16 protein-coding genes are annotated in these 20,135 nt (G+C 68.7%); 8 read left to right on the forward strand and 8 right to left on the reverse strand.

Going from position 1 to position 20,135, the window contains the following annotated elements; all coding sequences use genetic code 11:
• The first annotated feature begins 102 nt into the window (after positions 1–102).
• The gene (locus tag HUW62_RS14755) at positions 103–1,563 is read left to right on the forward strand and encodes an RluA family pseudouridine synthase (protein WP_176434809.1); all 1,461 of its coding nucleotides are present in this window, start codon (positions 103–105) and stop codon (positions 1,561–1,563) included.
• 18 nt (positions 1,564–1,581) lie between these two features.
• Here HUW62_RS14755 and HUW62_RS14760 read toward each other — a convergent pair whose 3' ends face one another.
• On the reverse strand, positions 1,582–3,462 hold the full coding sequence (locus HUW62_RS14760) for an RICIN domain-containing protein (protein WP_176434810.1): 1,881 nt from the start codon (positions 3,460–3,462) through the stop codon (positions 1,582–1,584).
• 262 nt (positions 3,463–3,724) lie between these two features.
• Between HUW62_RS14760 and fdhA the strand changes: the two genes are divergently transcribed.
• Positions 3,725–4,921: a formaldehyde dehydrogenase, glutathione-independent gene (gene fdhA, locus HUW62_RS14765; RefSeq protein WP_176434811.1), complete on the forward strand. Its 1,197-nt coding sequence runs from the start codon at positions 3,725–3,727 to the stop codon at positions 4,919–4,921.
• 303 nt (positions 4,922–5,224) lie between these two features.
• Here the strand turns inward: fdhA and HUW62_RS14770 are convergent, their stop codons facing one another.
• Entirely contained in the window at positions 5,225–6,334 is a 1,110-nt protein-coding gene (locus HUW62_RS14770; protein WP_176434812.1) for a TlpA disulfide reductase family protein, read from the reverse strand.
• 114 nt (positions 6,335–6,448) lie between these two features.
• Here HUW62_RS14770 and HUW62_RS14775 point away from each other — a divergent pair, with 114 nt between their 5' ends.
• Positions 6,449–7,387: an AraC family transcriptional regulator gene (locus HUW62_RS14775; protein ID WP_176434813.1), complete on the forward strand. Its 939-nt coding sequence runs from the start codon at positions 6,449–6,451 to the stop codon at positions 7,385–7,387.
• A 310-nt stretch (positions 7,388–7,697) separates the two neighbouring features.
• Entirely contained in the window at positions 7,698–9,404 is a 1,707-nt protein-coding gene (locus HUW62_RS14780) for a DUF3616 domain-containing protein (protein ID WP_176434814.1), read from the forward strand.
• 10 nt (positions 9,405–9,414) lie between these two features.
• Here the strand turns inward: HUW62_RS14780 and HUW62_RS14785 are convergent, their stop codons facing one another.
• Entirely contained in the window at positions 9,415–10,704 is a 1,290-nt protein-coding gene (locus HUW62_RS14785; RefSeq protein ID WP_176434815.1) for a glycosyltransferase, read from the reverse strand.
• Positions 10,705–10,835: 131 nt separating this feature from the next.
• Here HUW62_RS14785 and HUW62_RS14790 point away from each other — a divergent pair, with 131 nt between their 5' ends.
• Positions 10,836–11,501 carry a hypothetical protein gene (locus HUW62_RS14790; protein ID WP_163870948.1) on the forward strand — a complete coding sequence of 222 codons (666 nt, stop codon included), beginning with the start codon at positions 10,836–10,838 and terminating at the stop codon, positions 11,499–11,501.
• A gap of 45 nt (positions 11,502–11,546) precedes the next feature.
• On the opposite strand, the gene HUW62_RS14795 is transcribed toward HUW62_RS14790, so the two are convergent.
• Positions 11,547–12,287 (reverse strand): double-CXXCG motif protein, encoded by a 741-nt coding sequence (locus HUW62_RS14795; RefSeq protein WP_163870947.1) that lies wholly within the window; start codon positions 12,285–12,287, stop codon positions 11,547–11,549.
• Positions 12,288–12,992, reverse strand: coding sequence for a TIGR02269 family lipoprotein (locus HUW62_RS14800; RefSeq protein WP_163870946.1), 705 nt, complete (start codon positions 12,990–12,992; stop codon positions 12,288–12,290).
• 299 nt (positions 12,993–13,291) lie between these two features.
• Here HUW62_RS14800 and HUW62_RS14805 point away from each other — a divergent pair, with 299 nt between their 5' ends.
• From HUW62_RS14805 to HUW62_RS14815, 3 genes are all read left to right on the forward strand, one after another.
• Positions 13,292–13,573 (forward strand): hypothetical protein, encoded by a 282-nt coding sequence (locus HUW62_RS14805; RefSeq protein ID WP_163870945.1) that lies wholly within the window; start codon positions 13,292–13,294, stop codon positions 13,571–13,573.
• A 150-nt stretch (positions 13,574–13,723) separates the two neighbouring features.
• The gene (locus HUW62_RS14810; protein WP_176434816.1) at positions 13,724–15,226 is read left to right on the forward strand and encodes a glycosyltransferase family 39 protein; all 1,503 of its coding nucleotides are present in this window, start codon (positions 13,724–13,726) and stop codon (positions 15,224–15,226) included.
• 98 nt (positions 15,227–15,324) lie between these two features.
• Positions 15,325–15,693, forward strand: coding sequence for a hypothetical protein (locus HUW62_RS14815; protein ID WP_176434817.1), 369 nt, complete (start codon positions 15,325–15,327; stop codon positions 15,691–15,693).
• 18 nt (positions 15,694–15,711) lie between these two features.
• On the opposite strand, the gene HUW62_RS14820 is transcribed toward HUW62_RS14815, so the two are convergent.
• The 3 genes from HUW62_RS14820 to HUW62_RS14830 all read right to left on the reverse strand — a co-directional run bounded on the left by HUW62_RS14820 (position 15,712) and on the right by HUW62_RS14830 (position 20,117).
• The gene (locus HUW62_RS14820; RefSeq protein ID WP_163870942.1) at positions 15,712–16,026 is read right to left on the reverse strand and encodes a hypothetical protein; all 315 of its coding nucleotides are present in this window, start codon (positions 16,024–16,026) and stop codon (positions 15,712–15,714) included.
• 108 nt (positions 16,027–16,134) lie between these two features.
• Positions 16,135–19,143: a protein kinase gene (locus tag HUW62_RS14825; protein ID WP_176434818.1), complete on the reverse strand. Its 3,009-nt coding sequence runs from the start codon at positions 19,141–19,143 to the stop codon at positions 16,135–16,137.
• Between the two features lie 110 nt (positions 19,144–19,253).
• Positions 19,254–20,117 carry a class I SAM-dependent methyltransferase gene (locus HUW62_RS14830; protein ID WP_176434819.1) on the reverse strand — a complete coding sequence of 288 codons (864 nt, stop codon included), beginning with the start codon at positions 20,115–20,117 and terminating at the stop codon, positions 19,254–19,256.
• Positions 20,118–20,135 lie beyond the last annotated feature (18 nt).

Here is a 20,135-nt window from a genome sequence, read left to right on the forward strand (position 1 = left end):
CCGCTCGGCTCCGGGGAGACCTGGCTTGGGAGGCACCTGCTCGAGCCGTGACACGCCGCACGCGGGGAGCCGGACCTGATAGATGCCGGCCCAGGTATCACCGTGAGCGAGGCGCGTTACTCACAGACTCCGCTGTCCTTCGACGCACCGCCGCTCCCCGGCGAGGTGCCGGCGCGTCTCCCGAGCCCGTTCGATTCAGGCCCTCCGGTGCGACTGGCCAGGATGGCCGCGGAGTCGCTGCAACAGCGTCTGCGGCGCGAGCATGCGCGGTGGGAGGAGCTGTGGAGCCCGGGTGGCGGCAAGATGTTCGGGGTGCTGGTCGTCGCGACACCGGGGGGACGGCTGGGGTACCTGTGCGCGTTCTCCGGGATGTTGGGGGGCGCCTGGGAGGTGGAGGGCTTCGTGCCACCGTTGTTCGACCCCGTGGCACGCGCCGCGTTCTGGCCTGCGGGAGAGGCCGAGCTGGCGGAGCTGGGGCGGCGATACGAGGCGCTGAAGGAACAGGCCGCCTGGGTCGCCCGACAACCCAAGGGTCGGGAAGCGGAGCTGAGAGCGCTCGAAGCACTCAGGCGTGAGGTCGCGCACGAGCGGGCCGAGCGTTCCCGTTCCCTGTGGCGACAACTGTCCGTGGGCTTCGAGGTCCCCAACGCGAGAGGCGGGCACCGCTCGATGTCCGCGTTGTTCGCGCCGCGCCCTCCGCCGGGAGGCGCCGGAGACTGCGCGGCGCCCAAGCTGCTCGCGTGCGCCTATCGTCACGGGTGGAAGCCCCTGGCGCTCGCGGAGTTCTGGTGGGGCGCCGAGCCGCTCGGAGGAGGCCGTCAGTCAGGCGCGTACTACCCGGCCTGTGACAACAAGTGCGGAACGGTGCTGCCGTTCATGCTGGAGGGACTGGAGGTGGACCCCGCGCCGGTGGTGCCCTCCACTCCCGGCGACGAGGACGCGGTGCGCGTGCTGCACGAGGACGCTGCGCTGCTCATCGTCGACAAGCCCCACGGCCTGCCGTCTGTGCCAGGGCGTCATTCCCCCACGCGGGACTCGGTGCTTGTCCGGCTCCAGTCGCGCTTCCCGGACCTGACCGCCGCGCGCTTCGTCCACGAACTCGAGACGGAAGTGTCGGGGCTCCAGGTGATTGCCAGGGACACCGCCACCCAGTCCGCGCTCCAGCGACAGCTCGCGCGAGGCGAAGCCGAGCACCGGCACGTGGCCTGGGTCGAAGGACTCCTCTCCGCCGAGCAGGGCCGCATCGACGTGCCCCTGCGAGGCACTACCTCAGGAACCCTCGAAACGCTCGCGGGCCTGAATCACCACAAGCAGGCCCTGACGGAGTGGCGAGTCGTGGAGCGGAGCGACGCGCGCACCCGCGTGTTGCTGTGGCCCCGGACGCGCCACACGATGCAGCTTCGCATCCATGCAGCGCATCCGTTGGGGCTGGGCCTTCCCCTCGTCGGTGACGTGCGCTTCGGAATCGAAGACACGCGATTGATGCTTCACGCCGAGAGCATGGGCTTCATCCATCCCGCTTCCGGAGAACGGCTGGACTTCTCCTCGCCCGCGCCGTTCTGACGAACAGCGACGCGCGTCCTACTGCGCCTCCATCCGGAACTGCTGGCAGTCGTTGGATGCCCAGACCCATTGTTGGAGCAGCGCGCCGTCGCCGGCCGTCCAGCAGTTGCTCACGTCGAGCACCTTGCCGCTGTGGCGCGCCTCGAAGCGGTGGAAGCCGCCGCTGGTGGCCACGGCCCTGAACTGCTGATTCCAGCCCGGCGCCACGCTCCACTGCTGGACGCGTGCGCCGTCCGTGGTGCTCGCCTCGGCGATGTCCACGGCCTTGCCGCTGTAGCGCGACACCAACCGTGAGTAGCCACCGTCGGTGGCCTGGAGGGCCCACTGCTGGCTCGTCCCTCCGTGGCACGCCCACTGGTGCAGCCCGGTGCCGTCCGTCGCCGACGGGCCGATGATATCCAGACACTTGCCGGTGGCCTTGTTGACCAGCCGGTACCACGGGCCCCCCGAGCTACCGCCCCAAGAGAACGACACCACCGAGCGCGGCGGCAGCGTGTAGTCGAAGGCCTGTCCCGCCCAGCGGACCTTGAAGGTGAGCGTGCTCCCGTCGTTGGAGTTCAGGGCGATGAGCGCGTGCGAGCCATCCGGATTGCGGAAGGCCAGCGTCTCGATGCTGTTGTCGCCGAGTGACGTGGCGCCGATACGCACCGCCCCCGCGCGGACGACTTTCGCCAGGTGCGCCCACGCGTAGTACTCCTCGTTGCGGGTGTACGTGCCGTTGGCGTTGTTCACCGTGAACATGCCCCGGCAGTCCGCGCAGCCGCCCACGCGCGGGCCGTGGTTGGGGTCCAGCGCCAGGTTCCAGTACACGGAGCTGCGAGCCCAGTGGCGAAGCGGCCCGAAGAGGTTGTTCTGGAGCGCCCACTCCAGGTTGGCCGCGGCGTTCGTCGCCCACGCGCCGCCAGTGCACTCGGTGAAGTGGACCTCCTTGGACGGGTAGGCGTCGCGGAAGGCGGACTGCACCGTGTAGCTGCCCTCGGGGCTCTCGTAGCAGTGATAGGCCACCCCGGCGACGGAGGACTGGGCCTGTCCGTTGTTGTAGGCCATGACCTCATGTGGGAAGCCGGCGGGGCCCGCGCCGTCGTGCCAGTTGTGGTCCCACGCGAGCAGCTTCACCCCATTGAAGCCCGCCGCGTTGAGGGCAGGGCGCAGGTGCTGCGAGGCGAACACCGCCTGGTCATTCGACTCCATCTGCATGGTGGCGTAGCTGCCGTTCGCGTTGTGCGGCTCGTTCTGGAGACTGAACGCATGCAGTGGCACGCCTTGCGCGGCGTAGGCCTGCGCGAACTTCACGAAGTACTGCGCATAGGTGCCGTAGAGGTCATTGCGCAGGTAGCCGCCGCCCAGCAGCGAGTTGTTGAACTTCATCCACGCCGGGGCGCTCCACGGCACGGCGAGCACCTTCACCTCGGGATTGATGGCGCGGGCCTGCTGGAGCAGCGGAAGGATGTAGGCCGCGTCGTGTCCCACCGAGAAGTCATTCAAGTCGCAGCAGGTGTCGTCGTACGTGTAGTGATTGCGCGCGAAGTCCGACGAGCCCATGGGCAGACGGATGAGGTTGTAGCCCGCGCCCGCGCTCACGCTGAACAAGTCACTCATGATGGCCGCGCGGTGCGGCGAGCCATGGATGAGCCACGCGGAGGAGTCCGTGAGCGCTCCGCCGAACCCGTCGAGCGTCTGGTACGTCACGCCGTCATTCACGTCGATGACCAGGGCCGTGTTGCTCTCCGGGCCGAACGTCCTGCTCGCCTCCAGGCTCAGCTTCTTGGCCAGGGTGCTGCCGGACGTCGTCGTGAGATGGACCTGGACGGACTCGCCCGCCGCGAGCGCATGGGGAGCGGCGAGCACCGACGCGACGAGCACGGCGGCCGGAAGCGACGACAAAGACGGCAGGGACATGCGGAGGACTCCGACAGCGAGGGGTCCGCAGTCTCTTGAAGCCACTTGCCGTCTTCAATGTAATTCGAGATTTGTCTGAAATTCAAAGTCGCGGCTGGGAGGAAGAACCCAGCCCGTGTTGAAGCGATGGAGGGCAGCCGGGAAGGCACACCCTTCATGGCCCCCACGCCGCTGCGTGCCGGTGGGGCGGAGGGTCCCCAGCCTTATCCGGACTTTGCACGCGGCGCGGCGCGCGGCCGGGCCGCAATGGAGGAGTCCGCTCATGCCCAGCAATCGCGGCGTCGTCTATCTCAGTCCCGGCAAGGTGGAGGTGCGCACCATCGAGTATCCCAAGATGGTGAATCCGGAGGGGAAGTCCATCGAGCATGGGGTCATCCTCAAGGTGGTCTCCACCAACATCTGCGGCTCGGACCAGCACATGGTGCGCGGGCGCACCACGGCGCCGAAGGGCCTGGTGCTCGGCCATGAAATCACCGGAGAAATCGTCGAGAAGGGCAAGGACGTCGAGTACCTGAGCGTCGGCGACCTGGTCACCGTGCCCTTCAACGTCGCCTGTGGTCGTTGCCGCACGTGTCGTGAGCAGCAGACGGGTGTGTGCCTCAACGTGAACAAGGGCCGCGCGGGTGGCGCCTACGGCTACGTGGACATGGGCGGCTGGGTGGGCGGCCAGGCCGAGTACGTCATGGTCCCCTACGCGGACTTCAACCTCATCCGCTTCCCCGACAAGGCGCAGGCGCTGGAGAAGATTCTCGACCTGACGATGTTGTCGGACATCCTCCCCACGGGCTTCCACGGCGCCGTGACGGCGGGCGTCGGCGTGGGCTCCACGGTGTATGTCGCGGGCGCCGGTCCGGTGGGGCTCGCGGCGGCGGCCTCCGCGCACGTGTTGGGCGCGGCGGTGGTGATGGTGGGCGACATGAATCCGGAGCGCCTGAAGCACGCGAAGGCCTCGGGCTTCGAGCCCATCGACCTCACCAAGAGCGACAAACTGGAGGAGCTGATTGAAGCCGTCATCGGCGTACCGGAGGTGGATGCCTCCGTGGACGCGGTGGGCTTCGAGGCGCGCGGCCATGGCGCCCAGTCCTCCACGGAGGCGCCGGCCACGGTGCTCAATTCGTTGATGACGATTACCCGCGCGGCGGGCGGCATCGGCATTCCTGGCCTCTACGTCACCGAGGACCCGGGCGCCAAGGACGAGGCCGCGAAGCAGGGCAACCTGCGCATGCGCTTCGGTCTGGGCTGGGCCAAGTCGCACCGCCTCTACACGGGCCAGACGCCGGTGCTGCGCTACAACCGCCAGCTCATGCAGGCCATCCTCCACGGACGGCTGCCCATCGCGAAGGTCGTCAATGCCACCGTCATCTCGCTCGACGATGCGCCGCGCGGCTACCACGAGTTCGACACGGGCGTGGCGCGCAAGTTCGTCATCGACCCGCACGGGATGCTGAAGAAGAAGTAAGTCCGACTGAGTCCGGTGAGGAGGACTCGGGTGGACTCCTCGTGTCTTCCGCCCGTGCTGTCGCCATCCCGCGCGGGCGGGGGCACAAGGCGCGGCGCTCCTCGGGTGACTCATGCCTGGGAACGCCGCGCGCTGGAGGCGAGATGCCCCGCGCGGGGCGGCCGTGTGTGTCGCGGCCCTTGGCGGGTGGGGTCGTGAGGAGCCGCGCTCCCAAGTCAGTCGCCAGATGTTCCTGAACGAATCCGGGGCAGGGCGGAAGCAGGCAAGGCGCCTGCACTCGTCTCGGAACTTGTGGCTACCTGCTTAGTCTCGCTGACGCTCCGCCAGGTCGACCGGCGCGTAGTAGTGCCGGTCGCCCAGCGCGTCGACCCGCCGCCAGAAAGCCTCGCCCACTGCCAGTCCGCTCGCGTTCTTCTCGGCCGTCTGTCGCCAGAGCGCCCAGGACGCTGGGTGCAGCCGGGTCGCCTCGGCGAACTCGGCCGCGGCCTCATCGGCCTGCCCGTCGCGCAGCAGTGCCTGGCCCAGGCGGAAGCGCGCGTGGGCTTCTGCGATGGCCGCGTCGGGAACGGTCAGCCGCGCCATGACACCCTCCGCATCGAGGGCGTACGGGCTCGCGCTGCCACGGACGGACCAGTCGCGCACGGCGTCGAGATATGCCGCCTTCGCTCGGTCACGCGCCTCTCTCGCCGCCTCCGGCATGGAGAGACTCTTCCGCTCCATCGCGCGGAAGCCATCCGTCATGCCCGCGGCCTCGGGTGGCCGCACCAGATGTCCGGCTTCGTCAATCCAGACGGCCTGCGGCACGTTGACGAGGTTGTAGAGCTCGGCGGTGAGGTGGTCGCGGTCAATCAGGCACGGGTAGCTGGGGGATGCCGCCTCAATCCAAGGCCGGGCCGCGTCGGGCTGGTCCAGCGCGATGGCCAGCACCGTGAATCCATGGGCCTTGGCGGTTTCGTGGAGCGACTGCCAGACGGGCAAATCTCCTCGGCAGCCACACCACGAGGCCCAGGTGACGAGGAAGACCTTGCGGCCCCGGTAGTCGGACAGCCGATGCAGCCGCCCGTCGAGGTCGGGCAACGCGAAGTCGGGCGCATCCAGGGAGGTCAACGCGGCGGCACGGCGCGATGCGCCCTCTCCGAGCACCCAGAGCGTCCCAGAGCGACTCTGTACGACGGGCCAGCCCGCATGCCGCCACACGCCCGCCGCATCGATGCGGTCTCCGTCGACCAGTTTCGGGCCGCCACGTGGAATGGGCATACAGGTGTCGTCTCGACACAGGCCCACGGCCTTCCACTGCCAGCCGGTGGCACGCTCGAAGTCCTCCTTGTCCAGCCAGAGGCTGTCGCCGTCGACCGTCACGCCCACGAGGCGCGTGTCCCGCGCTTCATGAATCACTCGAATCTCGCTCGTCATCGATACTCGCCTTGGTTTGAGTCGTGACGACCCTACGCAGCGGAGCGAATCGAGGCCTGCCCGATGCTCGCGCACCCTTGCCTGATTCTCTCCAGGTGAGCAGGATGGGTTCAAATGCCTGTCGACCTGCCCAAGCGAGCGAGCGACGAGGGGGCTCATGAGGGTCTGCGGAGGCTGACCGAGGAGGCCCTGCGACTCATTCCACCCTCGACGGCCCGTACAGCGCAGCTCGTCACTCCACGGCAGGGCTTGTACCTGCTGCGGCAGCATCAGCGCACGGCCTTCGAGGCCGCCATCTACACCCCGATGCTTTGTCTGATTCTCCAGGGGTGCAAGGAGATGACCTTCGGCGAGCACCACTTTCGGCTGCGCGCCGGCGAGTGCGCGCTGGTGAGCCATGACCTGCCGATGGTCTCCCGGGTCCGTGACGCGCCCTATCTGGTGTTGCTGCTCAACATCGAAGTCGAGGTGCTTCGGAGCCTCTACGAAGACCTCGGCGAGCTGGTGACGGCGGGGACGGAAGCGCGAGCGCTCGAGGTGCATCGGGCCGACTCGCGCCTGCTCGACGCCATCACCCGTTATCTCGCGCTCGCGGAGTCGGAGACGGACGCACGGGTGCTCGGTCCGATGTTGCTCAAGGAAATCCACTACCGCCTGACGATGGCGCCCCTCGGTCACATGCTGCGGAGCCTGATTCGGCACGACAGCCATGCGAGTTCGATTGCCCGCGCCATCGCGCTCCTTCGGCAGGACTTCCGCTCGCCGATGGTGGTGGAGGAGCTGGCGCGCGAAGTGGGGATGAGCGTCTCGTCCTTTCACAAGCACTTCAAGGCCGTCACCTCGTCTTCACCGCTGCAGTACCAGAAAGGCCTGCGGTTGCTCGAGGCGCGGCGGACGCTCGTGGCGGGCACGTCCTCGGTGACCACCGTCGCGTTCGAGGTGGGCTACGAGAGTCCCAGCCAGTTCAGTCGGGAGTACACGCGCAAGTTCGGACGGCCGCCGAGCCAGGACGTGGCGTCCCGGGTGCTCAGTGCCCCTTCACGCGGTACTTGAGCCGCGAGTGGAGTTGCTTCGGGCCGGAGCAGGGGAGCACGCGACCCATCGCCTGTCCGACCTCTCTCGGGACACGGCGGCGAGCCTCGTGCACGGCTCCTGTTCAATTTACTCCTGAAGACAGCCCAGCCTGAAGGAGGCCATCCATACCCAGGTTCCAGCGCACCACCCCGTTCCTGTAGTTTCCCGACCCGGCGCGGACGGAGGCCGCAGGCCAGCCGTTGTCGTGGGGTTTCCACGGAAACGTCACGGCATCCAGTCGCGAGCTGGGGGACGGTGCGGCGTTCGCACGAAGCGCGAGGGTAATGACATGCGTGGATGGAAGCGGCCTCTTACCGGTGTGCTCGTCGCCTGCTCCTGGCTCGTGGGGGGCTGTGGAGAAGTGGAACCCACGTTGAGGGACACGGAGCTGGAGGACTCGCTCCCGTTCTCCCAGCCCCTGGCCGGCGCCCAGAGCACGTCGTTCCAGGACGGCGTCGCCCCGACGACGGGCTACGCGGGCACCCGGGACGCGATGATTGAAGAAGAGGACTCCAACGCCAACCACGGGAGCGCCTCCAGTGTCTCCGCGAGCGGCGACACGCCCGCTGGCAGCGGCAACGAGAACTACATCCTGCTCGCGTGGGACGTGTCCTCCATTCCCGCCAACGCGGTTGTCCGCTCCGCCTCGCTCACCGTCACGGTCTCCGACAAGGCGGACCAGGACTATCAACTGTATGCCCTGACGCGCGGCTGGACGGAGAGCCAGGTCACCTGGGAACAGGCGCACAACAGCCACGACTGGGCTTCCAATGGCGCGGACGGGACTGGAGACCGGGACACCACCGTGCTGGGTGCGCTGCGCGCGCCCGCGACGGGCACCTACACCGTGGCGTTGAACGCGAGCGGAGTGGCGGCGGTGCAGCGGTGGGTGAGCACGCCCGCGAACAACCAGGGCCTCATCCTGGCCAACAAGGACAATGACAATCGCCTGGAGCTGCGCTCGAGCGAGTACTCGACGAAGGCCTCGCGTCCCAAGCTCACCGTGACGTGGGACACGCAGGGGACCCCCAGCGAGGAGGTGCCCGCCTCGGGGACGTTCAAGGGCACCTGTGACGGCTCCGGTGGCGCCTGGGTGGACGGGACGCACTTCCTGAACGTGAATGACGAATCGCAGACGGTGCGCGTCTTCGCCCGGAGCCAGAGCGCCAGCGCGGTGAAGAGCCAGGACGTGAGCTCGGCCATCGGCATCTCCTCGTCGGACGAGGCGGACTTGGAGGACGTGGCCCGGGTAGGCAATCGCCTCTACGTGACGGGCTCTCACGCGCGCAACAAGGACGGAGAGCTGCAGTCCTCGCGCTACAAGTTCTTCGCCATCGACGTCACGGGCACGGCGCCCGCCGTTACCCTCCAGGTGGCGGGGACGTCCTCGACGCTGCTGAGGGACTTGCTGAACGGCGCCAACTGGGACGCGCCGGACGCGGCGGTCATCACGTTGCTCAACGAGCGCTCCCGGTTGTCGGAGCCCACGGTGGCCGCGTTGGCGCCGAAGGTGAATGGCACCAACGTGGAGGGGCTCGCGGCGCTGCCCTCCGGTGAGCTGGCCATTGGTTTCCGCAACCCGCGCGTGGGCACCAGCGCCATCGTGGTGACGCTGACGAATCCGGGCGCTGTCCTGACGGGCGCCACGGCGCGGTTCGGCCGGGCCATCCTCTTGAATCTGGGAGGCCAGGGGCTGCGCGGCATGGCGTGGTCGGAGGCCCACCAGGCGGTGCTGCTCCTCAGTGGTCCGCATGACGAGAGCAGTGGCCCGTTCGCCCTCTGGAAGTGGTCGGGTGACGCGAGCAGCGCGCCGGTGAAGGTGGCGGACCTGACCGCCCCGGCGAACTCCGCGCCGGAGGCCGTCATCCCCTATCCCGGCTCGCTGGACGTGCAGGTGCTCTTCGACATGGGCTCGCGGTTGATTGGTGGGACGGAGTGCAAGGACGTCTCGTCTTCCAGCCAGAGCTTCAGCGACGTGTTCATCCACGTCGACTGAGGTCGAGCGCTCACTTCACCAATCGCAGCACCGCTCGCACCGCGCGCTCCGTTCCGTCCACGCCCTCCAGCGAGGCGGCGAGCGCGCGGGCCCGGGCCGTGACGGCGGGCTCCAGGAGTCGGGAGAGGGCGCTGGCGACCGAGGTGGCCTGGAGCGCCGATGGAAGCACCGCGACGCCCACGCCAAGTCGCTCCACGCGGCGCGCATTCGCGAGCTGGTCTCCGCCAAAGGGAATCACCACCATGGGGCGGCCCGCGGCGAGTGCTTCCTGCACGGTGTTGTTCCCACCATGTGTCACCACGAAGTCCACGCGCCGGAGCAGCGGCACCTGGGGCACGTGGCGGAACACGAGCGTGCGAGGGCCCGCGCGCCGCTCCATCCGTCCGAAGCTGGCGCCAGCGCTGACGATGGTGTGCACGTCATGTCGTGCCAGTCCGTCGAGGATGGCGTCGAACACGCGGGGCTGGCCGTTGAACACGGTGCCCAGCGACACGTACACGTGGCGGCGTCCGGGCTTGATGGAGCGCAGGGCGGCGTCTTCCTGGTCCGCGTCGCGAGCACGGGGAAGGCAGGGGCCGGTCATCTCCACGGGCCCCGTCAGCGGCTTCAGTCCGGGCTCCAGCTCGGGAATCGTCGCCAGCAGGTTGAGGTCGTCGGAGATGGGCGCGGAGAGCAGCCCTCCGGTGCGCAGGCGCACGCCCAGCGCGCCCGCGTCCCGTGCGACGCGCTCATCGAACCAGCGACCGAGGGCCTGCGTGGTCTCCTCCGCGCGCGCCCAGGTCTCATCGCGGGGCGCATCATCAGGCAGGCCGCTGCCGAAGGGAGACGCGCCCTCCACGGGGAAGGGCAGCGCCGAGTGATAGAACGCCGCATAGGGCCGCTTCGTCAGTCGGGCCGCGAGCAGCGCGGCGGGCATGAGGTAGTCGCCGAGCACCACGTCGATGCCGGACGCCTCGATTTCGCGGGCGAGGTGGCGGGCCTGGGATGTCATCCCGGCGGTGAACAGCCGGAGCGCCAGGGCCAGCTCGTCGACCCCCCGGGCGTGGGGGATGCGGGCGCCGTACCAGAGCATGGCGGGTGAGGGCTGGAGCCGGATGAGCCGCAGGCCGTCGCGCTGGACTGCGTGGGGCAGCGTCGTGGCCACGCGCAGGGGTTCGGGCCAGAGGTTGGAGAAGGGAAGGGGTGGCGCGGCCAGGGCCATCGCGACGTCGTGGCCCAGCTCGCGCAGCCTCACGCCCATCGCGCGCAGGGCATTGGTGTGGCCCGCCGTCGGATGGGCCGCCATGAGAATCCTCGCCATGGGGGACGCTTAGCACGGCCCGGCGTGCCGCCTGGCGCACGGTGGCTTGCCCGGGTGTCACAACGGGAGGACCGGTGCTCCACGAGAGAGGAAGCCACGGTGGCTTCCCTTCGTGCCGAGAGGTGGGGACCATGTCGAAGGAAAAGCAGTCCTTCCTGACGGTGCTGCTGTCGCTCGTGCTGGTGCCGGGAGTCCTGCTCCTCGTCAGCGCGGTGACGGGTGGCGCCTTTCCGGCGGGTGTCGCGCTGTTGCTGGGACTTCCCCTGGGGCTCGGGTACGGCCTCCAGACGGGACTCCTGCGCAGCTATCCATTGGCCTCCGCGCAGGGGTGGGTGGAGCTCCTCGTCGACCTGACGTGGAGTCTGCCCAACACGCTGTTCGGCTTCGTCTTCGGCAACCTCGTCTACATGTTCTTCGGCAGGCCCTCCCGCGCTGATTCGGAGAATCAGGGCTGGGTCGTCTACCGGCCGAATCCGGGAGGCTCGTTCGGACACAACGTGCTCCAGACGGTGGGCACGGTGAATCTGGGAGGCGCGGGACAGCACGAGAAGATGCACCTGCTTCAAGCGCGCATCTTCGGACCGTTCTATCTGCCCTTCGTCGCCGCCTCGTATGTCATCACGTCCTTGTTGCAATTGCTGTGGACGTGCACGGTGGGCGGATTGCTGAAGCTGTTCGGCATGCGGGACAAGGCCTACCTTCGTCCGCCCGCGCACTCCGCGGTGGGAGGGTTCTTCGGGTGGATTTATTACGCGACACCCATCGAGCTGTGGGCCTACGCGACTGGCAATCCTTGAGGCAGGATGTTTCAACGCACCCGGGCCAGACTTGGACAGCGTCACTCATGGCAACACGTCAATGCTCGAACGTTGCGCCCCTGTTCTCTTCTCGTCCTCGCCGGTGACGTCCACCGCGACGATATCCGACTCCTTCAGCTCACGTTCCAACCGCTCCAGGACACGCTCGCTCACCACGGCGACGGAGGCACAGCTCCTCGCGAAATCGACGGTCGGCACTTCGTCCAGGTGCAGTTGGCCGAAGGGTGGCAGCACAAAGCCCGTGCGCCCGCAGGTACTGCAGGGCTTGTGGGTAGCGGCTCCCAAAATGCTCCCGCCAGGCCGCACCTCCAGCTCGACCAGGCCAGTCATCCCAGGACGTGCCTTGAAGCGCGTCGGGACTGGGATGGCGCCAGTAAGCCCCTCGAGTTTTGCCACCAAGGCGGGCTCCACGAGGAGCATCCACGGCACGTGGATGACGACAGGAGCGAATTTCCCTTTGGCTCTGCCGGTCAACGCGCCAAACCCTGTGCCTGGCCCAACAACGGCTCCTGGCGGCACCAGCGGCATGACGCGCTTCCGCAGGCTCACGAATTGGTTCCAGGGCACGCATCGCGGCTGCTCGAAGTCCTGCCTCCCCGGCAGCTCAGAGAGGTCGACCGTCGGGTAGTCGTACCCGCCGCCCCCCCAAACGGCCTTGCAGGTCGGGCACTCCACCCCGGGAAGTACCCACTCCCGTCCCAGGTCGTAGGCACCGGTCCATCTGGACCGTTCGATGCGTGCCTGGGTCAGCGTGTAGTACCGCATTCACTCTCCCGCGGCGGCGGACAGTGCCAGCCGCTGCCAGTACGTCATGGGGACACCGATGAGACCATAACGCTCGACCATGTATCCGCCATGCTGGAAGTGGGCCGCGCGCGTCGCGCTCAGTTGGTTTGCTCGTATCCAGTCGAACCAGTCTTGATTCCAGGGGCCACCATCTCTTCCAGCATGTACCCGCCGGTGTTCCACGACGTCGACGAGCAGCGTGTACTGGTGGATGTCGATGCCGACGCCCTTGAAGTACGCCTCGAAAGCGCGTGGGAAGATGTGGTGCCGCTCCTTCTCGCGGCGACGCCAATCAGCGATTGCCTTCCTCGCTGCCGCGACGCTCGGCAGGCTTTCTCGCCGGTACCACGGGATGATGAACACCGCCTGCCGCCCTGGGAGGGGGACAGCTCCGCCCCAGTATCTCTGGATGCGAGCTGTCGCGCCTCCTGCCGCCTGGGCCGGTGGAAATCTCAGCGCATACGGTGGCGAGGCGAGGTCCTCGCAGCGGTAGAGGCCACACTCTTCCTCGCCACAGGACGGGGCATAGCAGCCTGCCTCGGAGGCGCCCGCCGACTGCGCGCAGCCCTCCGCCGAGTCCGCCACGCTCACATCGAGCAAATCGGCGCTGCCGACGTGTTCCGGCGCTCCGGCACAGCCAGCGGCGAACAGGAGCAGAGTGGCCCACCACTTGAGCATCGTCATCGATATCCCCCGGACACGCGCTGCATCGCGGGAATGCAGGTGCGCCGCGCATGCGTGTCACCGCAGTCTGCGCGCGCCTTCCGGCATTCACCATTGCCTCAACGGTAGCGAAATTCTCCGCCGCCACGGTGCGGCGCAGGGCCTCTGGCTTTCAACCCTGACGTCTTCAACAGACTGCCAGAACGTGTCGAAGTAGCATTGCGCGCGCTGTCCCCACGCTCACGGAGTGCGGTGCCAGAGGAGACTGGTGCTAGGGTTTACCCCACCGGGCCCCCAATCGCCCGGTGGAGGATTCACACATGCGAAGCAGCAACATCCTGGGTGGAGTGTTGGCGGCAGGGCTGCTGATGGTGGGCTGTGGTGGTGTGGAGCCGGCGATGGAGGAAGAGCAGTCTTCACTCGACACGCGCGCGGACGCGCTGCCCTTCTGCGGCAATCAGTCCTACTGGATTGACTACTACTCCGACGCGACGCTCACGAAGTGGGTCGGGTACAAGTCCTGCGAGTGCTACCAGACCGCGTGGATTTCCGGGCGCCAGACCAGCTTCGCGGTGACGGACTTCTCGTCCACCTGCGGCTGACAGGGACGCCTCGAACTCCCTTCCCGGTGCTCCCTCGGGCACCGGGCCTTCCTTGAAGTGAACGTGAGTTGTTGTTGAAAGGCCTCTCTTCACGATGCGGTGAATTGAGCCTTCTCGACACACCGGGGGGCCTTTGGTACGCGTGGTTCGGTGCGTTCCGCGACTCCCTCCACTTCCCGACTGCACCACCCCTGGTGGTCCTTGGTGCTCGTCGCGGCGGGGGCATGGGTGCTGCGCATCGCGGGCTTCTTCCATCGGGGCGGTGCCCTCGGGCATCCCGTGGACTACGACGAGGGCGTCTACTTCAGCGCCGCGGCGCTCCTCTCCCACGGCCTGTTGCCCTACCGCGACTACTTCTTCGTCCACCCGCCCGGAATCGCAGTGTTGCTGGCGCCCGTGGCCGCGCTCGCACGCGGCTTCGACGCGGCCCTGACCTTCACGGTGGTCCGCTGGCTTGTCCCCGGGTTCGGGGCGCTGAGCGCGCTCCTGAGCGGACGCATTGCCCAGGAGCAGTGGGGTGTCCGAGCAGGCGTCGTGGCCGCGCTCGCCTATGCCGTCTTTCCGGAGGCCGCCGCCACCGAGCGCGGGCCCTTCCTGGAGGCGCTGCTCAACCTGACCTGCCTTGCCATGGCCTGGGTCTCGCTCCGGCCTGGGTCTGATGTCTCTTCATGGCGAAGGGACCTGCTGGCTGGAGCCCTCCTCGCCACCGCGTGCGCCATCAAGCTGACAGCCGGCGCCTGGGTCATCGCCATGGTGTGGGCCCTGAGCCTGGCGGGGCAGGGAAGGCGCGCCCTGCGAGTCGTGCTCGTCGCCGCCGTCGTGGGCCTGCTCTGGCTGGGGCCCTTCTTCGCGCTCGCTCCGGCCGCGATGTTCGATGGCCTTCTGCGCTTCCAGTTGCTCCGCCCTCCCGATGGTGAGCCTGATGTCTGGCAACGGCTCCTCATGATTCTGGGCGAGGGCCGCACGGGGCTCTCCGCCCTCTGTCTCTGGGGCCTGGTCGTGGCCCTGGCGCGGACCTGTCGAAGAGAGGCCGTCGCCGAGCGACTCTTCTCGGCCGCCTGGCTCCTGACGGTCGCGACCTTCTTGTCGTCGAAGAGCTATTGGACTCAATACAACGCGCACCTGGCGCCCACCATGGCGGTCCTCGCGGGGCTGGGGGCCTCCGTGCTGCTGCGGTGGGCGGACACGCGCTCGCGCAAGCAAGCCGCGCTCGTCACCGCCACGGTAATGCTCATCGCGCTCTCACCGCTGCCCGCGGCCATCCGCTCGGCGAATCAGCGGGACCGCTTCCTGCTCACGCTCGGGCACACGCTCCGGGTCGCCGTCCCCGGTGACTCGGCGCTCTGCACCTTCGAGCCTGCCTGGGCCATCGCCGCCGGGCGGCTTCCTGGAATCCCGAGGGGCGCACCCGTCCTCGTGGACCCCTATGGCCTCATGCTGAACGACGCACTGGGAACTCCAGGGCGCTTCGCCAACGCGGGAGCGGCTTTCGAGGATGAGCGCTCGCAGAGGACCATGCTCCCCCTGCTCTCACGCTGTGACTACCTGGTCCTGGAGGGACGCGGCGAATGGCAGCTGTCCTCCGCCAGCGAGCGGTGGGTCCAGGAACACTTCGTGCGGGAGGGTACCTTCTGGCGGCGCGCCACGAAATGAAGCCGCGTGGAACGCCTGTGCCGGTGCTGAACGGACATCGGACAGACGCCAGTGGACCCGAGTTGCTGTTGAACATGAATTGCGTCTAGCGTCGCGGCATGACCAACCTGAATCGCATGTCGTGGCGCTGGGTGGTGGCGGGCCTCTTCCTCGCGCTGAGCGCCTGTGGCGGCGCGGCGGAGGTGGAGGACGTCCTGGGAACGTCGGAGTCCGCGCTGACGTGCACCTGTGGCGCCGAGACGTTCACCGTCGTGAGGCGGGCGACGTCGGTCAACTGCGCGCGGGCCTACGACCAGGCGAACAGCCTCGCGGACGAGGCCATCGCCGCCGCGTGTCCCGCGGGTGGCTGCAACCTCACCCGCTCCCTTCAGTCGTGCGCCCCGGTGGGCCCCCAGGGCAGCCAGGGCTTCAGCATGGGCGTGCTGGTGACCTACTCCTGCAACGAGCCCGACACCTGCGTCGAATGACGCCGCGCGCGCCGACGCTCAGGGGCAGATGTTGTAACAGGAGCCCGCGCCGCGAGCCCGGCACTCCGCGGTGCTGGAGCAGCCCGAGCAATCAAAGGAACAGTAGCCCAGCAGGCCCACCGGCTCGTCCGAGAAGAGGGCCGGCGTGGCGTCTGCCGGAAGGCCGCCGCGGGCCCTCGACATGAGGAGCTTCTGCTTGTCCGCCTCACAGGCGCTGGAGGTGGGGGCGGCGGACTCGGCCGCGAGGGGCTCATCCCGTGGGAAGGTGGTGACCACCATTCCCACCGCGACGGTCAACGCCAGCACGAATCCCAAGGCAGGCTTCAGCATCATCCGGAGCTCCTGGAAAGGGGAACTCCTGGATGATGCCCAGGAGCGCTGACTTGCCCGCACCCGTTTTCGGTGGGGGCTGTGCGCCGCTGAACACCGGGGCCCGCGCGCTCAAGGGGCTGTCTTGGCGGCGCGGCGAGCCCCCTGGCGTTGCTGGATGCCCCGGCGCAGCTTGGCGATGAGCACCTCGGGGCTCGCGGAGCGGACCAGGACGTCATCGGCCCCCGCCTCCAGGCTGGCGGTGAAGACGGTGGGGTCCTCCTTGTCGACGATGAGGTAGATGGGCAGGTCCTCGGTGGCCGGGTTCTTCCGGAGCGCTTGCAAGAGCGAGCTCAAATCTCCATCCGGCAGCGGGTTGGCGAGGATGGCCGCCTGCGCGCCGCCGTTCACCGCCTTCTCCACGTCGACGCGGTTCTTCGCGCGCACGGTTCTGAAGCCCTCCGCCATGAGTCGGATTTGCAACGTCATCGCGTTGGCGCTGTCCGTCTCGGCCACCACCACCTTGGGGGTGGTCTGGTCAGCGAGGGTGTTCCCCTCCCACTCGAGGGTGAGCGCCTCCAGCACGGGGACGGGCAGCCGCGCATCCTGGCGCAGGGTCTGGAGCGCCTGGGCCGCCTTGGCCGGAGTGGGCTGCGCGCTCTGGACCTCCTGGACGAAGCGCGCCGCGCCCAGCAGGGCCCCCGCCGCGCGTCCCACGGGCGGGGTGCGCTCCTCTCCTTCGGGCAGGACCGACACGAGCAGCTCGGTCACCTCGGGCATGGCGTTGCCCGCGAGCACCAGGGCGCGAGCGCGCGAGGGCAGCTTGAAGCGGCGTGGCTCCTCCAGTCGCGCGGCCAGGGCCAGCGCGCAGGCCGCCGCGCCGAGGAGGACTTCCTCCACGCGCCCCGCGCCCAGCCGCACCGCGATTCGTCGCGCCAGCTTCGTCATGAGGGGCGCCAGCGTCGCGCTGCCGCCGAGCATGGACAGCATTCCATCCAGCAGCCGGGCCTGGGTCTCCGCGAGCCGCGCCAGCGGTCCGCCCTCGCCCATCAGCGCCGCGCTGTAGGACAGCAGCAGGCGCACCTCCACCAGCGGGTGCGCGGCGCGCAGCTTCTGCGCGAGGACAGCGGGCTCCTTCACCGAGTCCTCGAGCACGAGCACCAGGTCATAACCCCCGAGCGAGAGCGCGCGCTCGGCGTCGGCGGCCGGGCTGGTCGCCGCCGCCAGCCCTTGCATCAGCAGCAGCCGCACCACGGCCTCGCGAGGCTCGGAGGGCTCCGCCACCAGCAGCACCATGCGCGCGCGCACGTCGCTCCGGGCCGGCGTCGCCCGGCTCACGGGCTCCAGCGACGCGGGCGTCTTGACCTCCTGGGGTTCGGCCGGCGCGAAGGTCCCGCCGTCGAGCACCGCGCGCCCGGTGAACTGCTCCGCGAACTGGAGCACGCGCGCGCGTCCACCCGGGTCGGGCTCGTCGTCCAGGGGGATGGGCTCATGGGAGCGATGCGCGGGCTGGGGCTGCTCCTCCTCGTCGTAGAAGCGGCGGATGGCCTTGCGGATGGCCTCTTCCGTGGCGAACAGCCCCTGGACGGCGACGGCGCGCGTGGAGAACTTGAGCGCGTCGGTGACCTGCACATCCCGAGGGTCCACCACCGCGCAGAACAGCTCGCGACCGCGCAGGCCGATGGGGACGGCGCACAGCCGCTCGCACAGCTCGCGGGGGATCCGTTGCACGAGCTCCTTCGGCACCGGCAGGGCCTGGAGCTTCTCGTCGGTGATGTGCGGCAGGCCGGCCTGCTCGGACAGCGCGCGCATCAGGTGCTCGGGCTCCAGCCACTTCTCGTGCACGAGCAGTTGACCCAGCCTGCCGCCCTTGCGCCGCTGGAGCGCCAGCGCTTCGTTCAGGACGTGCGGTGTGAGCAGGCCGCGCGTCAGGAGGATGGCGCCCAGTTGCTGGCGCGAGCGGATGGCGCGGGGCGCGGGCGGGCCCACCGTGGTGGCCAGCTTGGTGGGAGGCTCGAGGCCTGGCTGGGGAGGGGTCGCGAAGAAGGAGGGGCGCCCCACCGCGGTGACTCCCGCGCCGCCAGGAGGGGGCGTCACGGGCTTCAACGTGGGCGGTGGCCCTGGCGGCGGCGGGCGCCGTGCATCCCGGTTCGGAGATGAACGCGCGCGCTGGAAGTCCTCGCCCTCCAGGCGAATCTCCTCGCCAGGGCTGCTGGCCAGGTCCACCAGGGGAGAGCGCCATTCGGGAAGCGCGCGGCTGAAGAGGCTGGCGATGTCGGAGGCGCCCACGCGCAAGCGGTGGTCGAAGAGGAAGTTCTGGATGGACTCGGAGAACTCGCGGGCCAGCGGGCAGCGGGCGGCGGGGTTGGCGGCCAGCGCGCGCACCAGCAGGGCCCACAGCGGCGCGGGGACGCCGGGCAGCGGCTCCAGGGTGCGCTCGTCGAAGCTGCCCAGGGCGTGGATGATTTGAGGCGTGGTGCCTTCGAAGAGGCGCCGTCCGGCGAGCATCTCGAAGAGCAGCAGGCCCAGGAGGAAGATGTCGCTGCGCTGGTCCACGGGGCGGCCGTGGACCTGCTCGGGAGACAGGTAGTTGATCTTCCCCTTGAGGACGCCGACCTGCGTCTCCTGGTGTCCCTCGTCGGCGGCCTTGGCGATGCCGAAGTCGGCCAGCTTCACGCCTCCGTTGCTGGAGACCATGACGTTGGAGGGATTGACGTCGCGGTGGATGATGTTGAGCGGCGCGCCCCCGGAGTCCGTGCAGCCATGGGCATACGCGAGGCCGTCCGCGACCTGCTGCGCGATGAAGCAGATTTCGCGAATCCCCAGGGGCACCTGGCGCTTGCGGGCCGCCTTGAGCAGCGCGCTCAGGTTCTCCCCGTCCACGAACTCCATCACCATGTAGTACTGGCCGGCGCTGGAGCCCAGGTCCAGCACCTGCAAGACATTGCCGTGCTGAAGGGAGACGGAGAGCTTCGCCTCGCGCAGGAAGAGGTCCACGAAGGCCGCGTCCTGCACGAAGGAAGGGAGGATTCGCTTCACCGCGACAGGCTTTTCAAAGCCTTCCGCGCCCACCACCTTGCCCAGATAGACCTCGGCCATGCCGCCCGCGGCCAGCTTCTTCACGATGCGGTATGTCCCCACGCTGTCTCCGAAGCCGCAATGGCATTGCAGACGTACGAAGGGAGAGGAAAGGTCACAATCAGGCGTTCAGGGCCGCGGGGGCGGCGAAAAGCAGCCAGATTGTCTCTCGCTCAACGCTTGTCGGCCTGGGAGTGTCGGGTCTTGGACGCCGCGGACGGATGGCGGATGCCGGTGGTGAGGTATGCATTGAAGAGGCCGACCTGGGGACCGGCGCCCAGGAGGGCGGAGACCTTCACTTCCAGGGCTTGTTGGAGGGAAGGCCACGTGTCGCCCAATGCCTTGCGCGCCAGGACGACGGGGGCGCTGGAGCGCATCAATGCGTCCACCATGGCGACGGTGGTGGGGTATTCCACGCGGGCCGTGACCTCGTGCACGTCGACCTCATCGAACCCAGACGCGGTCATCTCCCGCCGACAGGTCTCCTTGTCTGACAGGGGCATCATGCCGTCGCGGGGTCCGCCGCTTCCTCCGCCCATCAGCTCCGCGAGGGATTGATAGACGGTGTTCATCGTGGGCGAGTGTTCGAAGGGCAGCCAGCTCGACACGACGGCACGGCCGCCCGGGACGAGGACGCGGTGCAGCTCGCGGAAGCCGCGCGGGCGGTCCGGGAAGAACATCAGGCCGAAGAGGGAGAAGGCGGCGTCGAACTTCTGGTCCGGCAGTGGAAGGGCCATGCCGTCGCCCGTGAGCGCTTCGATGTCGAGCCCTTCCGACGTCGCGCGCTCCCGGAGGGTGGCGAGCATCCGGGGGGAGAAGTCCACCGCCGTCACGCGGGCACCCTGTCGCGCCGCGAGCAGGGACAGTGTTCCGGGACCCGCCGCCACGTCCACCACGCGTGAGCCCGTGCTGGTGCCGGTGCGGGCGAGGGCGTCCCTGGCGAAGGTCTCGAACATGGGGAGCAGCTCGCGCACGTAGTCAGGCGCGACGAGGTCCCAGGGTTCCGGCACGGCGAGGGGTGAAGCGGTCGACGACATGAGGGTGGGCTCCAACAG

Source organism: Myxococcus sp. AM011, assembly GCF_013372595.1.
GTDB classification, from domain to species: Bacteria; Myxococcota; Myxococcia; order Myxococcales; family Myxococcaceae; genus Myxococcus; species Myxococcus eversor.

What these genes read in the sequence shown, in the direction of transcription:
- HUW62_RS14760 (WP_176434810.1), bottom strand. Translation starts at nt 3,462, where the DNA reads ATGTCCCTGCCGTCTTTGTCGTCGCTTCCGGCCGCCGTGCTCGTCGCG.
- fdhA (WP_176434811.1), top strand. Translation starts at nt 3,725, where the DNA reads ATGCCCAGCAATCGCGGCGTCGTCTATCTCAGTCCCGGCAAGGTGGAG.
- HUW62_RS14770 (WP_176434812.1), bottom strand. Translation starts at nt 6,334, where the DNA reads ATGACGAGCGAGATTCGAGTGATTCATGAAGCGCGGGACACGCGCCTC.
- HUW62_RS14775 (WP_176434813.1), top strand. Translation starts at nt 6,449, where the DNA reads ATGCCTGTCGACCTGCCCAAGCGAGCGAGCGACGAGGGGGCTCATGAG.
- HUW62_RS14780 (WP_176434814.1), top strand. Translation starts at nt 7,698, where the DNA reads ATGCGTGGATGGAAGCGGCCTCTTACCGGTGTGCTCGTCGCCTGCTCC.
- HUW62_RS14785 (WP_176434815.1), bottom strand. Translation starts at nt 10,704, where the DNA reads ATGGCGAGGATTCTCATGGCGGCCCATCCGACGGCGGGCCACACCAAT.
- HUW62_RS14790 (WP_163870948.1), top strand. Translation starts at nt 10,836, where the DNA reads ATGTCGAAGGAAAAGCAGTCCTTCCTGACGGTGCTGCTGTCGCTCGTG.
- HUW62_RS14795 (WP_163870947.1), bottom strand. Translation starts at nt 12,287, where the DNA reads ATGCGGTACTACACGCTGACCCAGGCACGCATCGAACGGTCCAGATGG.
- HUW62_RS14800 (WP_163870946.1), bottom strand. Translation starts at nt 12,992, where the DNA reads ATGACGATGCTCAAGTGGTGGGCCACTCTGCTCCTGTTCGCCGCTGGC.
- HUW62_RS14805 (WP_163870945.1), top strand. Translation starts at nt 13,292, where the DNA reads ATGCGAAGCAGCAACATCCTGGGTGGAGTGTTGGCGGCAGGGCTGCTG.
- HUW62_RS14815 (WP_176434817.1), top strand. Translation starts at nt 15,325, where the DNA reads ATGACCAACCTGAATCGCATGTCGTGGCGCTGGGTGGTGGCGGGCCTC.
- HUW62_RS14820 (WP_163870942.1), bottom strand. Translation starts at nt 16,026, where the DNA reads ATGATGCTGAAGCCTGCCTTGGGATTCGTGCTGGCGTTGACCGTCGCG.
- HUW62_RS14830 (WP_176434819.1), bottom strand. Translation starts at nt 20,117, where the DNA reads ATGTCGTCGACCGCTTCACCCCTCGCCGTGCCGGAACCCTGGGACCTC.